This window comes from Caulifigura coniformis, from assembly GCF_007745175.1.
Classification (GTDB): domain Bacteria; phylum Planctomycetota; class Planctomycetia; order Planctomycetales; family Planctomycetaceae; genus Caulifigura; species Caulifigura coniformis.
This window is the reverse complement of record NZ_CP036271.1, coordinates 3,352,355-3,365,720: the sequence shown is the minus strand read 5'-3', so window position 1 is coordinate 3,365,720 and position 13,366 is coordinate 3,352,355. Positions and strand designations below refer to the sequence as shown.

The following is a 13,366-nucleotide window of genomic DNA, read 5'->3' as shown; positions in this document are numbered from 1 at the left end:
CCGACAGGGCGACTTTGTGTCCGAGCTTGAAGGGCGCGAACGGCCCCGGTGACTCTCGCAAGTATAAAGAGAGAAACGAACAAGGGAAAAGGAATCGCCGCCCACCACCCGATTCTCCCCAATGTTTCTGCGCTCCCCTTGTCCCTCAGAACCGCTACGTTAGTCAGAGCGGATCCAGGCGGCGCAGCCGGTCCGATGCGTGGGTCAGCAGGATCACGGTTCATGACGCGGGGTAGACCGACAAAGCGGGCACTCATCACCGGAGCCGGAAACGGACTGGGAAGGAGCCTGGCCGTCCGCCTCGCGTCGCAGGGATGGCACATCGGGATTGCCGACCTGCTTTCCGCCCCGGCCGCGGAGACCCGGGCCCTCGTCGAACAGGCCGGCGGATCGGCCGAATTCCTGCCTCTCGACGTCCGCGACGAAGATCAGTGGGCCGCCCTCAGGACTGACCTGCAAAGCCGCTGGCCGGCCCTCGACCTGCTGGTCAACAACGCGGGCGTCTCCTGCAGCGGCGAGGTCGGCGAGTGCTCCCTCGACAACTGGGACTGGGTCCTCTCCATCAACCTGCGGGGGGTCATCCTCGGCTGCCACACGATGGTCGACTGGCTCAAATCCAACCCCGAGCGATCGTACGTCCTGAATATCGGGTCTGCCGCCGCCCTGCTCTGCGGCCCGGGAATGGCGGCCTACAATGTCGCCAAGGCCGGGGTCGTCGCCCTTTCGCAGTCGATGTATGTCGAACTCCGCGGCCACAACGTCGGCGTCACCTGCGCCTGCCCGTGGTTCATCCAGACTGATCTCCTCAAATCGGGGAGGTTTGCAAAAGACTCGCATCGCGGATTTGCAGAACAGGCGATGGCCCGGGCCCGGGTGACACCGGAACGGTTCGCAAGGGAGGTCCTGGACGCCACGTTTCGCGGTCGACTGATGGTCGTTCCCGGCCGCAGGCCCAAACTCGCCGCTGCCATGAAACGCCTCTTTCCCCAGACGTTTCTGAATCTCCTGCAGCGTCACATCAGCCGCCTCCCCGACCCGCCGCCCAACCAGCAGGCGCTGGCCGAAAAACCGGTCCCTGCGGTGGCGCCGGCGCCCGTCGGATCTCGCGATGCGGCCTCTTGAAGAGCGCCCCCGCCGCTCCGTGCGCAACCACGCACGGAAGGTGGAGGGCCACAATGAACACGATCACCGCGAACGCGACACGGACACGCATTCGAGCTTCGCTGCACGGCCAGTCGGACTTGCCGGCCCGCGGATGCTGTAATTCTCTTCTCCGGGTTCTCCAGGGAAGAGAGGGCCACAGGGACGCACCACGCGTCAGCGCGCCCTTCTTGGTCACCTCGCCCGGAATCGCCAACTCCCAGGCCGCCCGGACATTCAACCTGCCTTCCGCGCTGGCGAAAACGTCCCGGCTCGATGTCGAAACCTCGCTGCGGCATGCGACGACTCTTCTCGATGCGCAACTCCTCCCGTCAGGCGAGAGAGTTCGTTCGTTGGCAACGCATAAAGGGGGATCAGCCTCGTCAGATGGGGTGAAAAAACACCCCACAGCTCGTCACACATGTCACACCTGTCACAGGTCCAGAACTCCAATGTTTCAGACGGTTTTCGCTGTCACAGGTCTCGTCACAGGTCGTCACAGGTCTCCCTCCGGGAGGAAGGCCTCCGCGACAGCGAATGTCCACGCACCCGCGCCGCCCCGGGCGGCGTAAAACCCGACCGACAAACGAGTAATGCGATCAGGAGCCTGCCTCATCCCCCCATTGAACTTGCCTGAGATCGTCTGCCGCGGGAAGATGCACCCGCCTCATGAACTGGAGAAGTCGTGCTGACGATCTTCGACCGCTCGCCGCGAATCTGTGACGGACTCTCCCGCCGGACGGTCCTGAAAGCCGGTGGTCTGTCAGCATTCGGCCTCCCGCTGGTGGCCTCCGCCGCATCCTCGGAACGGGCCCGGGCGAAATCCTGCATCGTCCTGTTTCTCACCGGCGGCCCTCCCCAGCATTCGACCTGGGACCCCAAGCCCGACGCCCCCCGGGAAATCCGCGGAGAATTTGGCCCGATTGCAACCAGCGTCCCGGGCATCCAGTTCAGCGAACTCCTCGCGAAAACCGCCGTCCACGCCGACAAGCTGGCGATCCTCCGGGCCGTCGTCACGGGGGACAACGCCCATTCGTCCTCCGGCTACTACATGCTGACCGGAACGCCGCACATTCCGAAGCAGGTCGAGAACGCCAATCCCGGCGCGCCCAACGATCATCCGACGATGGGCGCGGTCCTCCAGAGCCTTTCGCGCGAGCGGCGGCTTCTTCCTCCGGCCGTCCGGCTTCCGCAGCGAATCTTCAATACCGATGGCTCGGTCTGGCCCGGACAGGATTCCGGATGGCTCGGACACACGGCCGATCCCTGGTTGTTCCACTGTGAACCGGGCGCCCCGGATTTCGACGTCCCGCAGTTCCGGCTCGGCGCGGACGTGACGCTCGACCGGCTGAGCCGCCGCGAGCGCCTGCTGGAACAGGTGGACCGTCAGCTGCGTGAGATCGAACGCGAGGGGACTCGAGCAAGTTTCTCGGCCGACCAGTCGCAGGTGTTCGAGCTCCTGGGATCGCCTCGCTCCCGCGCAGCCTGCGACCTGTCACTCGAACCCGACACGATTCGCGACCGTTACGGCCGCGGACAGTTTGGCCAGAGCGTTCTGCTGTCGCGCCGGCTGATCGAAGCCGGAGTGAAGTTCGTCCACGTCAACTGGTTTCGTGGCGCCGATGAGCCCTCATCCAATCCGGTGTGGGACTCGCACAACGATGAAACCAATCGCCTGAAGACGGTCCTCGGCCCGCCTCTGGACCAGGCGCTCAGCGCTTTGCTGGGAGACCTTGAAGAGCGCGGGCTGCTGGAGACGACGCTCGTCGCAGTGCTGTCTGAATTCGGACGTTCGCCGCGGATCAATCACGTTGGTGGACGGGATCACTGGGGCTCCGTTTTCTCTGTCGCGCTGGCCGGAGGAGGAATTCGTGGCGGCCAGGTCCTCGGCGCGTCCGACGCTGTCGGTGGCCTGCCCCGGGAAGGCCTCGTCACGCCGGAAGACATCACCGCCACGCTGTTCCACCAGCTCGGGCACGAACCCGAAACCGAAATTCACGATCTCGCCGGTCGGCCCCTGCCCATCAGCCGCGGACAAGTGATCAAACGCCTGCTTTGAAAGCAGCGCTGTCGCGTTTGTTTGCACGTTCTGATCTCTGAAGGCTTTCCGCTGAACAAAAAACGGAAACGTGGGCAGATTGGCTCCATTGTTGCACGTTCTCTGAGATCCGGTCGCACGATCGGATTTCAGTTCGTTCGAGCTTCGGATGCGCCTTTCGAAGCTCAGGGGTCTGTTTGAGACCCATTAGATTTGTGCAAGGAAGTCGTATGCGTCGTTGCGTCCAGCGTGGATTCACGCTGATTGAGTTGCTTGTTGTCATCGCGATCATCGCCATCCTGATTGCCCTTCTGCTCCCCGCGGTCCAGCAGGCCCGCGAAGCCGCCCGCCGCACCCAGTGCAAAAACAATCTCAAGCAGCTGGGCCTGGGCATCCACAACTACGAGAGCGCCTTCGGAAGGTCTCCCGCCGGCAAGCTGAGCCTCGGAATCTGCGCCGCGTCGTCCGGCGCATTCAGCGCGGGAGCTGATCCGCTGACCCGCAACGGAACCGGAATCTCCACGCTTCTACCGTTCTTCGATCAGGCCCCCCTCTACAACCGCCTCGACTTCGCCGCAGCCTTCGGCAACCACAGAACGGGTGCAGGCAGCCCGCTGTCGGCTCCGGACAGCATCGCCTCTGGTCATGCCGCTTTGGCCTCGACAATCGTGACCTCGCTCCTCTGTCCGTCGGACAGTTCCGATGTGGTCGGCGCCGCCGAAACCACCTACAGCCCCGATGCGGGAACCCAGTTCACCTACGCCCGCACGTCCTACGACTTCGTCATGCCGGACGACACCTATCGCGGCCACAACAACTACCGCGCCACCGCGATGGAAGCCCGCTACATGTACGGCGAGAACAGCTTCGCGCCGTTCGCCTCCGCTTCGGACGGACTGAGCAACACGGTGATGATGACGGAGGCCACCCTGACGACCCAGAACGGCCGCAGCCCCGCGTGGCTCTTCGCAGGTAACCTGATGGTCGGGATCGACCCCGTCGGCACGTACAACGCCACCTTCCCGCCGACCGGACTGAACGTCTGGAAGTACAGCACCCGCGCTCCCGTCCCGGGCTCACGCGCCACCTGGTACAGCGCCGCAAGCCGGCATACCGGCGGACTGCATTTCGTGATGGGTGACGGCGCCGTCCGCTTCGTCTCGGAGAACATCGATCTCGGTACGCTGACGAACCTCTGCAAGGCCTCAGACGGAAACGTCATCGGCGAGTACTGAGCCTCCAGGTCTGGAATCGACGGAGTCCCTTGGCCCCGCCCGAGGCGAAGGCAAGGGATCTCCCGGTTCCAGGCACTTCCGTGGACCACCAGCCAGGTCCCTGTTCACCCCATTCCGACGCCATCGCACGGCCCGCCCGGCCGTCGACGCCCGCGTTTCGCATGAGCGCTCCGCCGGATCTCCAGAGGACGCGTGCCTCGCCCTCCTTTCCGAAATTCCACGAATGTCACTGCGCAGAACTCCCGCTTTCCGTTTCATGATGCTGTTTTCGCTGGCCGCCGCTGCGGCCGGCTGCAGCCGGCACGACGGCCTGGATCGGGCACAGGTCGTCGGCTTTCTTTCGGCGGCCGGAGAACCGCTTGCGGCAGCAGGCGTCCGCCTGCTGCCGGTCGCCGGCAGCGGAACTCCCGGCCAGGGCGCGATCGGCGCATCGGATGCCGCCGGAAAATTCGAGGTCGTCAGCTCGCGACAGGATGATGCCGGCGTCCCTCCCGGAGAATACACCGTCGTCGTCAGCCGCTTCGCGAATCCGGACGGCCAGGTCCTTGGCCCCGACATCTTTCAGGCCGATCACCCCAACGCGCGCGAAACCATTCCCGCGCCGTATTCGACCGAGTCATCGCCGCTCAAGGTGACCATCTCGAAAGAAGGGGGTGAAGTGAAGGTCGACCTTCCGGTGAAACCTCGCGATCCCAGGAAGCCCCGCGGAAAATCGTGATGCCGGCCGTCGACCACACTTCCGAACGCGGTTTTGATGTCGTCCGCCCGTGCGGACGACTGCAGGAACTTCCATGAACCATCGATTGACTCTCACGACCTGCGGACTGCTCGCCGTCTCGCTGATGGCCGGATGCGGTGAACAGGCGGAACGATCCGCCCCTGCCGCCCCATCAACCCCAAAGCCAACGGTTTCGTATCCGGAAGGTCCGTCGGGCGTCAGAATCGATGATGTCCACGTCACCTGGCGAACGCCAGCCGTCATCCAGCTGGAGATCCCCTACAAGTTCACCTCCGGCGGTCCCCGGAAGGTCTACGCCGTGCATGTCGCCTTCCCCGGAACGACCGCGTCGGGCGTGCGACCGCTGGAGGCTTCGGAACTCAGCCTCGAAGGCGTGATCAAGACCGGCATCGAAGTCGGTGACGCGGCGATCACCGCGTACACGGTCGATTTTCAGGAGGCAGAAGCACCAGATCGCGAGTTCATTTCGATCACGACACCCGTCAAGGGCGAGGTAACCGCCGAGCGCCCCCGCGAGTGAGTGGATGCATCGAGCCCGATGCGGCGTTTGGCGTCACAGATGCGGAAACGGCCGCCATGTCCGGCATCGAGCGACGCCAGTTCTACGTCAACTGCTATTCCGACGTCGCGAAATCTCTCTGACAACCTACGCCGGCTGGTCGGGCGAGGCGGCTTCCTCTCCGACGACCACGTCTGCAGCCGCGATGTTTTCCAGGATCTGGTCGGTGCTTTCCGGATCCACGGAGCGGCAACTGTTGGTCAGCAGATCAGCCAGCCCGCGCATTTCGGCCCGCCATTCTGCGGCGTCCATCCCGTCGGGAATCACTTCGGCGAATTCGCCGCAGAGAAGCACCATGCGCAGGCAGTGACGGAAGATCAGGCCTTCCTGCTTGGCCAGGTCGCGACCGGAGATGTACTTCGTGAAGTCTCCTCCGAACTGGACGAGATCGCCGACGACCCACACCGGGAGCGTGCGGACTTCGCGCAGGCCGGGATACTCGGCCTCGAACAGCAGCCTCATCTTGTCGGAGAACGACAGGACCCACACGCGTTCTTCCCAGGGCTTGGGGGGCCCGGTGTCGTCTTTCTCCTGCGGTGAAAGCTGCTCGGGGGTGGCGAGGCCGCGCTGCAGGAGTTCGATGTTGAGCCAGGTCGTGGCGAACTGTCCCTGCGGCAGGACTTCCGGCTTCGGAGCGCGCACGAACGGCAGGAGTGACGGGGAGAGCTCAAGCACGCTTTCGAGCGCCTGGATGCGCTCGGTCGAGTCCATCTGCCCCATGTACTTGAGCAGGAACATGGCGTAGAGCGGATGGATCGTGCGGAACGTGAACAGCTGGTCGAGCAGCGGCTTCGGCGTCGCGGTCCGCGGTGAATAATCGGGCACGGGAGGAGGCGAGGCTGACACACCTTTCGGCGCCACATCCTTGAACCATTTCAGCTGCGACGCCGGAATGGCTGCAGGCTCCGTCGCCGACGCTGCCAGCGTCGGAGTCTCGGCAACCTCCACCGGCGCATTCAAAGCCGGCGTCTCTTCAATGGGCGACTCGGGCGGCAAAGCCGTCTCTTCATCGAGCAACCCGCTACCGAATTCGTCCTCTAGGCCCTCAACTGGGCGCACGGCGTCAAACAGACCGCCCGGCCTGGCGGAGGCTGCTGGATTGGAGGAGTTGGAGGACGCGCGCTCGGTGGACGGAGCGGCGGGCACAGTGACGCCGACGCTGGCAGCATCGGCAACGGGGGACGGGGGCGGCGGATCGAGTTCGATGAAATCGTGTGACCACAGTGTCACAAGCATGTCGGTGAGGCGTTTGTTCGCCGCCTCCATCGGCTTGGGTTCGAGCAATCGCCGCTTTGCGAAGGCCCGCAGGCGTCCGACATCAGGCGAGAGCTTGAGCAGATAGGCGAGAAGCCTCCACGGCAGATCGCCGCGGCTCGCGAGCTTCGCGGCCGGTGTCGACATGAGTTTCTGGAACTGCTGTTCGTTCCAGTACTGTTCCGTGGTTCGCCGTGTGGGTTTCTTCTTCTCCAGCGATTTCCGGGCGCGGATCAGGTTGGGATCGCGGGTGTCTTCGGGGATCTGGTCGATCTGCTTCTTCCACTTCGCGATCTTGACGTCGTCTTCATGCGCCAGCGCTACCACGTAGCCCCGCGAATCGAATTGCGGTCGACCCGCCCGTCCGAAAATCTGCTGGGCCGTGCTGGGGTCGACCAGCGTCCTCTTTCCCGGCGGCCCCTTCATCAGTGTCGTCATGACGACCGCCCGGGCCGGCAGGTTGATGCCCGCAGCCAGAGTCTCAGTGCAGACGCAGACGGACAGCAGCTTGCGCTGAAACAGGTCCTCGACGCGGCGGCGATGCTTCGGAAGTAATCCCGCGTGGTGCACGCCCACGCCGCGCATGAGCAGCGTCTTCAGCTTGGGCCCCGCCCCGCCCGACCAGTCCCATTGGTCAATTTCGGCAGCGAGTTTCTTCTGCTGACCATCGACCAGGATCGATTTGCCTTTGAGCTGCTCGGCCGTCGTCCAGCAGTCGTTGCGATTGAAGCAGAAGATCAGCGCCGGAGTACGCCGTGCATCTCCCTCGTCCTGGGCCACCGACTCGAGGTAGTCAGGCAGGATCATGTCGCCGACCCACTCGAAGTGCAGCGGCACCTTGCGTTCAGTCCCCTGAACAAGCTGCACCTTCCGCCCGTGGCAGCGATTGAGCCACAACGTGAAGTCGACGGCGTTGCCGACGGTGGCCGACAGCAGGAGCAGACGGACCGACTTGGGCAACAGCGCCAGTGAGAGTTCCCAGACCACGCCCCGCTCGGGGTCGTTGAAACTGTGGAACTCGTCCATCACGACGGCGTCGACCTCTTCGAAATTGAACCCTTCAGGATGCAGCAGGCGGTTCAGCAGGATTTCCGCCACCACGACGAGAACGAGCGCATCAGGATTGGTTTTCCGGTTCCCCGTCACGAGGCCGATGTCGTTCCGCGAGAACCCCCACCTTTCGGCCGCGTCCTGGAACTCCTGGAACTTCTGTTCGGTCAGGGCAATCAGGGGAGTGGTGTAATACGCCTTCCGGCGGGTGTGGAGCGCCTCATAGAGGGCGGCCTCCGCAATCAGCGTCTTGCCGGTGCCGGTGGGAGCACAGACAAGAACCCCCTGCTCGGCCGTAAACCAAGCCAGCAGCGCCTCTTCCTGCACCGGATAGGGCGGGAACGGGAGCTGGTCGAGGTAGGCGGCAGCGAGATCGTCACGGGAGGGGGCAGGCATGGCCGCATCTTGGTCCGGCGACGAAAGGAGTGCCACCCCGGGGCCCGACGCCCTGTCACCAAGGTTCTGCCAGGGCCATGCGGCCCATCGCTGGTCGGCAGACGCCCGCGCGGGTTCCCATCCCGCAGTGCATCAAGATACGACTGCCCGGCCCCCTGCGTGATCGGATTGCCACAAGCCATATCGGGGCAATCGGTTACTGAATCTTTGAATGTTTCGATCCGGGTTTTCCGCAACTCTCTTGTTCCCTCAGATTCCCTACTGCCGTTAAACTCAGAACCTCGCGACTTTCCGGCATAACCGGACCAGACCGACTTCGCTGACTTATGACCCTGCCCACCGGCATCGACGAACAGACGGCTCCCACGCTGTCCGCCCCGCCGCACGTCGGCTTTGTGCGGCAGGTCTCGGAATCCCTCGTCGTCCTGACGATTGCCGTGTTGGCGTTCCGGCTGTTCGTCGCCGAGGGTTACCTCATCTCCACGGGGTCGATGGCCCCGTCGCTGCTCGGGTACCACAAACAGGTCGAGTGCCCCGCCTGCCATTACCAGTTCGCCAGCGGCGTGCTGGTGGACGACGACGAAACCGACACCCAGACGGGAAAGGTCCAGGCCCAGGACCTCCAGGGCGATGTCGACGCTCCGGCCGAATCGGTCTGCCCGAATTGCGGACTGCACCATATCGCCACAAACGCTCTGCCGAGGAACGAAGGGGACCAGCTCATGGTCCACAAGCACGCGTATGAATTCCGCGACCCGCGACGCTGGGAAGTGATCGTCTTCAAGAATCCGTCCGACCCGCTTCAGGCGTATGTGAAGCGGGTCGTCGGCCTGCCGGGCGAGGTCGTCGCGATCCGCGACGGCGACATCTACATCAACGACCTCCTCCAGCCCCGCTCGCTGGAGGCACAGCGCGGCATGGCGATCCTGGTCGACGACCACGATCACGAGCCGAAGGACGACCCGGAATGGCATCCGCGGTGGATCGTCAATCGCCCCGATTCCGGCTGGCAGACGAACGGACGGACGTTCGTGATCGACGCCCCCCCGACAGGTTCACGGGCTGCCGCGAGTGACGATGAACTCGGCCCTCAACCGTTGCCGGATTTCGACTGGCTCACCTTCCGCCACTGGATCCGTTCCGGCGGCCGGCATGTGACGACGGTTCCCCTCTCCAACTGGCCCCGTAGCGGGGGATTTCCGCCGGCCGTCGGGTCCGTGAAATACGATCTGGACCTGCGACAGCTTTCGGCCATCGGCGTGGTTGATGACGAGCAGGTCGCGATGTGGGAACAGCGAAGCAACGATCCGGTCTTCCTCCGGGCCCTGCGTCAGCTCGCGGCCGCGTCGCATGAGGCCCCGATCGTCGATGAATACGGATACAACAAGTCGCGTGACGGCGACGCGACGTTCATCGTCCGCGACCTGCTCTGTTCATTCGACCTCGTCTCCCGAACCGGAAACGGCATCGCCGCGGTTTCGATCGACGACGGCGAGGACCGGTACATCGTGCATCTCGACTTCGCGCGCGGGGTCGCGGGCGTGCGCGAATCTGGACAAAACCGGGATCTCCAGGAAACGGTGGTCGACCTGCCGCGAGGCGAAACAGTCTCAGTGGAGTTTTCGCTGATCGATCGCCAACTTCTGGTGGCGATCGACGGAAAGACGCTGTTTGCCCCGATCGCAAAATCCGATCGGCAGTCGCATGAGCCGCCGGCTCCAACACGGCCGATTTCGATCGGCGCTGCGGGCGGTTCGTTCGAGATCAGGGCGCTCAAAGTCTTTCGCGATGTCTATTACACGCCGAAATCGGACAACACGCTCCTGCGCCGGATGAAAGACGACGAGTTCTTCGTGCTGGGGGACAACAGTCCGGTTTCGGTCGACAGCCGCTGCTGGGACGATCCGGCCGTCAAACGTCAGAATCTGGTCGGAAAACCGGTCGTCGTCCACCTTCCCTCGCAGCAGGGCAAATTGAGCCTCTTCGGGGAGACGAGGTTTGTGCGGATACCCGACTTTTCTCGCGTCCGGTATATTCGCTGATCCGGCAGACGGCCGAATGCGTTGACGCGGCTGCCGTTCAGTTCGCGATCACCATTTAGCCGGCTCGCCTGCGAGCCGATTTGCTCGCATGTCGACAACTCCTCCCGGCAGCACGCCTCAAGCCCCCGCGAAATCCGCCGAGGAGGCGAACAAGGAGCTGCGGGCCCGGGTCGCCGCCGCCTCTCCGGTGCCCCTCGAGCCGAAACGCGAGGGACTGCGGGACACGGTCGAATCGATCGTTTTCGCCCTGATCCTGGCCTTCCTCTTCCGGACGTTCGAAGCGGAAGCGTTCGTGATTCCGACGGGTTCGATGGCCCCCACGCTCTACGGGCGCCACAAGGAGACAAACTGCACCCAGTGCGGCGCGCACATCGTGGTCGGCGCCAGCGACGAGTTCAACGCCGAAGTCGGGGCCCTCTACGAAGGCTCGCGCCTCGTTTCGGCTCTCTGCCCCAATTGCCGATTTGAAAACACGCAGCTCAAGGACGCGCTCGCCTTCAACGGCGACCGCATCCTCGTCAACAAATTTCCCTACGAAATCGGCAACCCGAATCGCTGGGACGTGTTCGTCTTCAAATACCCTCAGGAACCGGACGTCAACTACATCAAGCGCCTGGTCGGACTGCCGGGGGAAACGATTCGCATCCGCCAGGGAGATCTTTACCTGTGGGACGGCAAGACCGAGCAGATCCTCCGAAAACCCGACCCGTCCAAGCAGCGCGAACTGCAGATGCTCGTCTATGACGACAACCATCCCCCGAGAGAACTCATCAAGGCCGGCTGGCCCGAACGCTGGGCGGCCGTGACGCCCGAGGCCGGCGGCGACTGGAAGCCAACCGACAAGACCTGGACCCATGCGGACGAGCCACGGGTGTTTCGCCTCGACGGCGCCGGCCTGAAGGAACCGGCCTGGCTCCGTTATCGCCACTACAACTCCCGGCCGCAGGACTGGAAGGCGCTCGAAGAGAAACAGCCGCTGGAACCGCGGCTGGAACTGATTGCCGACTTCTGCGGCTACAACGCCGCCTGGGGCGTTGGCCGCGGCCCGTATGTCGATATCCGCAGCGTCGACGAGATCGACCAGGGGGCGTTCTGGGTCGGCGACCTCACGCTGAACGGCGTCGTCGATCTGTCGTCCATCGAGCCTGGCGGAGAGTTGATCCTGGAACTGTGCGAAGGCGTCCACAGCTATCGCTGCCGCATCGACCTCACGACCGGTGCCGCACGGCTGTTCGAATTCAACCAGGGACTCGGCGGAGAAGGGAAAATGGTTGCCGAGGCCCCGACGAGCATGGCGGTCGAAGGCAAATACGACATTTCCTACGCCAACGTCGACGACCGTATCTGCCTGTGGGTCAATAACACGCTCATCCCGTTCGGCGAAGGGGCCAGTTTCTCCCGCGATGGCGGGACGGGCATTTCGCTGCCGCAGCAGTCGGACCTTGCTCCCGCAGGCCTGGCGCTCAAAGGGGCTTCCGGAATCGTCCGCGACCTCGTGATCCAGCGCGACGTCTACTACCGCGCCGCCGAACGGCAGACCGATTCCCTGCAGCGGTCGCTTGAAGAGCTGGTCGCCGATCCGGACGCCTACCGGGAAGAATACCAGCGGCGGGCCACGCATGATCAGAACGAGTTCCAGGTCGATCCAGACGGCTATCTGGCCTTCGGAGACAACAGCCCGCGGAGCAAGGACAGCCGCCTGTGGGGAGAGCCGCATTCCGTCGCCCGTCGACTGCTCGTCGGCCGCGCCTTCTACATCTACTGGCCTCACGGCGTTCCGTTCCTGAACAACGGCCGGGGCTTCTCCATTCGTGATCACCGCGAAGCCCGGGTGAAACAGGTCGGCGACAACGCCGTCATCGATTTCACCCCGGTCGAGAACTATCCCAAGTACACCGTCCCGTTCTACCCCCAGGTCGATCGGATGAAGCGGATCCGGTAGTGCGCCGGACGCTGACGGCTTCGCACACTTTCGACACTCAACACCTGCCCCGCACATTCCCCATGATCTGCATCACTGTTCTGCTCACCGCCAGGAACGAAGCTGATGTCCCGAAGGTGAAGGAACACCTGGCAAAGCACGGGGCCCTTTCGCGGGCCGAACCGGGCTGCCTGCGGTTTGAGCTGTATCACTCGGAGAGCGATCCCAGGGTGTTCATCCTGAATGAACGCTGGGAAAGCGAAGAACTTCTCGCCCAACACCGGCTGGCCGAGGGCTACACGACAATCTACGTCCCCCACGTGCTGCCGCTGGTCGATCGCGTGCCGCATCGCTGCGAACTGGTCAGCGGCTGAGAGCAATCAGGGCACGTGCTGAGCCCAATGCTCGCTGGCGGTGAGTTCCCGTCGCTTTCGGACGTGGACCGCATATCCGCACAGGACAAAGCCCCCCACAAAGCCAACAGCGTACGCCGCGTTGTGCGCGCACAGGTCCGTCAAAAAAGCCTGATGTCTGTCGAGGGGGACTCGCGTCTTCATCGGGCCGGTGAGACAGATCCGGCCGGACGCCGCGGCAGCCGATCCTGCAACTCCTGCGAGAAATGCTGAGCCCGCCATCACGGCCAGCAGGATTCCAATCGGCTTCAGGAGATCGGACGCAGTCAGTTTCGGCCGCGACCCGATGCGTGACGCGGCCGCGAGGGGAATTCCGAGAAAGGCCCCCATCCACCAGCTGGCAATCACACCCCATCCGATCGCCAGAAGCGTCGGAGATGTCGTGTTGAACACGGGAGCGTGGCCGATCGTGAAGTACTCGAGGCACACGCGCACAGTCACCTGGTCGTGGCAGATGCCGTAACCGACGGCCGCCAGAATCGACAGCACGACAATCCTGGTGAATTCCACCGTCGCTCCAGTCTTCACGGGGACTTGATCGCTGCATTCTCTACGCAAGCGACCTTAGCAGCACTGACG

At 63.8% G+C, this 13,366-nt stretch carries 11 protein-coding genes; 9 read left to right on the top strand and 2 right to left on the bottom strand.

What is annotated here, in order from left to right; all coding sequences use genetic code 11:
• Positions 1–222 precede the first annotated feature (222 nt).
• The 6 genes from Pan44_RS13560 to Pan44_RS28095 all read left to right on the top strand — a co-directional run bounded on the left by Pan44_RS13560 (position 223) and on the right by Pan44_RS28095 (position 5,794).
• Complete coding sequence (locus Pan44_RS13560; protein WP_197454070.1) at positions 223–1,122, top strand: SDR family NAD(P)-dependent oxidoreductase; 900 nt, start codon at positions 223–225, stop codon at positions 1,120–1,122.
• 703 nt (positions 1,123–1,825) lie between these two features.
• Positions 1,826–3,199: a DUF1501 domain-containing protein gene (locus Pan44_RS13555; RefSeq protein ID WP_145030574.1), complete on the top strand. Its 1,374-nt coding sequence runs from the start codon at positions 1,826–1,828 to the stop codon at positions 3,197–3,199.
• A 209-nt stretch (positions 3,200–3,408) separates the two neighbouring features.
• Positions 3,409–4,413, top strand: a complete 1,005-nt coding sequence (locus Pan44_RS13550; protein WP_145030573.1) for a DUF1559 domain-containing protein — start codon at positions 3,409–3,411, stop codon at positions 4,411–4,413.
• A 223-nt stretch (positions 4,414–4,636) separates the two neighbouring features.
• Complete coding sequence (locus Pan44_RS13545; protein WP_145030572.1) at positions 4,637–5,131, top strand: carboxypeptidase regulatory-like domain-containing protein; 495 nt, start codon at positions 4,637–4,639, stop codon at positions 5,129–5,131.
• A gap of 73 nt (positions 5,132–5,204) precedes the next feature.
• On the top strand, positions 5,205–5,672 hold the full coding sequence (locus tag Pan44_RS13540; protein WP_145030571.1) for a hypothetical protein: 468 nt from the start codon (positions 5,205–5,207) through the stop codon (positions 5,670–5,672).
• Positions 5,669–5,794 (top strand): hypothetical protein, encoded by a 126-nt coding sequence (locus Pan44_RS28095; RefSeq protein ID WP_261342610.1) that lies wholly within the window; start codon positions 5,669–5,671, stop codon positions 5,792–5,794. Before Pan44_RS13540 ends, Pan44_RS28095 begins: the two co-directional genes overlap by 4 nt.
• A gap of 4 nt (positions 5,795–5,798) precedes the next feature.
• On the opposite strand, the gene Pan44_RS27405 is transcribed toward Pan44_RS28095, so the two are convergent.
• On the bottom strand, positions 5,799–8,411 hold the full coding sequence (locus Pan44_RS27405) for a DEAD/DEAH box helicase (RefSeq protein WP_197454069.1): 2,613 nt from the start codon (positions 8,409–8,411) through the stop codon (positions 5,799–5,801).
• 326 nt (positions 8,412–8,737) lie between these two features.
• On the opposite strand from Pan44_RS27405, the gene lepB (Pan44_RS13525) reads away from it, so the two are divergent.
• The 3 genes from lepB (Pan44_RS13525) (at position 8,738) to Pan44_RS13515 (ending at position 12,748) form a co-directional block, all read left to right on the top strand.
• Entirely contained in the window at positions 8,738–10,453 is a 1,716-nt protein-coding gene (lepB, locus tag Pan44_RS13525) for a signal peptidase I (protein WP_145030569.1), read from the top strand.
• 88 nt (positions 10,454–10,541) lie between these two features.
• A complete protein-coding gene (lepB, locus tag Pan44_RS13520; protein WP_197454068.1) occupies positions 10,542–12,395 on the top strand; it encodes a signal peptidase I in 1,854 nt (617 codons plus the stop codon).
• Between the two features lie 62 nt (positions 12,396–12,457).
• Entirely contained in the window at positions 12,458–12,748 is a 291-nt protein-coding gene (locus Pan44_RS13515; RefSeq protein WP_145030568.1) for a putative quinol monooxygenase, read from the top strand.
• Between the two features lie 6 nt (positions 12,749–12,754).
• Here Pan44_RS13515 and Pan44_RS13510 read toward each other — a convergent pair whose 3' ends face one another.
• Positions 12,755–13,315, bottom strand: a complete 561-nt coding sequence (locus Pan44_RS13510; RefSeq protein WP_197454067.1) for a hypothetical protein — start codon at positions 13,313–13,315, stop codon at positions 12,755–12,757.
• Between the last annotated feature and the right edge of the window lie 51 nt (positions 13,316–13,366).

Bases quoted from the DNA above. Each gene is read 5' to 3' on its own strand.
- Pan44_RS13550 (WP_145030573.1), top strand. From the start codon at position 3,409: ATGCGTCGTTGCGTCCAGCGTGGATTCACGCTGATTGAGTTGCTTGTT.
- Pan44_RS13515 (WP_145030568.1), top strand. From the start codon at position 12,458: ATGATCTGCATCACTGTTCTGCTCACCGCCAGGAACGAAGCTGATGTC.
- Pan44_RS13560 (WP_197454070.1), top strand. From the start codon at position 223: ATGACGCGGGGTAGACCGACAAAGCGGGCACTCATCACCGGAGCCGGA.
- Pan44_RS13545 (WP_145030572.1), top strand. From the start codon at position 4,637: ATGTCACTGCGCAGAACTCCCGCTTTCCGTTTCATGATGCTGTTTTCG.
- lepB (WP_145030569.1), top strand. From the start codon at position 8,738: ATGACCCTGCCCACCGGCATCGACGAACAGACGGCTCCCACGCTGTCC.
- Pan44_RS13540 (WP_145030571.1), top strand. From the start codon at position 5,205: ATGAACCATCGATTGACTCTCACGACCTGCGGACTGCTCGCCGTCTCG.
- Pan44_RS27405 (WP_197454069.1), bottom strand. From the start codon at position 8,411: ATGCCTGCCCCCTCCCGTGACGATCTCGCTGCCGCCTACCTCGACCAG.
- lepB (WP_197454068.1), top strand. From the start codon at position 10,542: ATGTCGACAACTCCTCCCGGCAGCACGCCTCAAGCCCCCGCGAAATCC.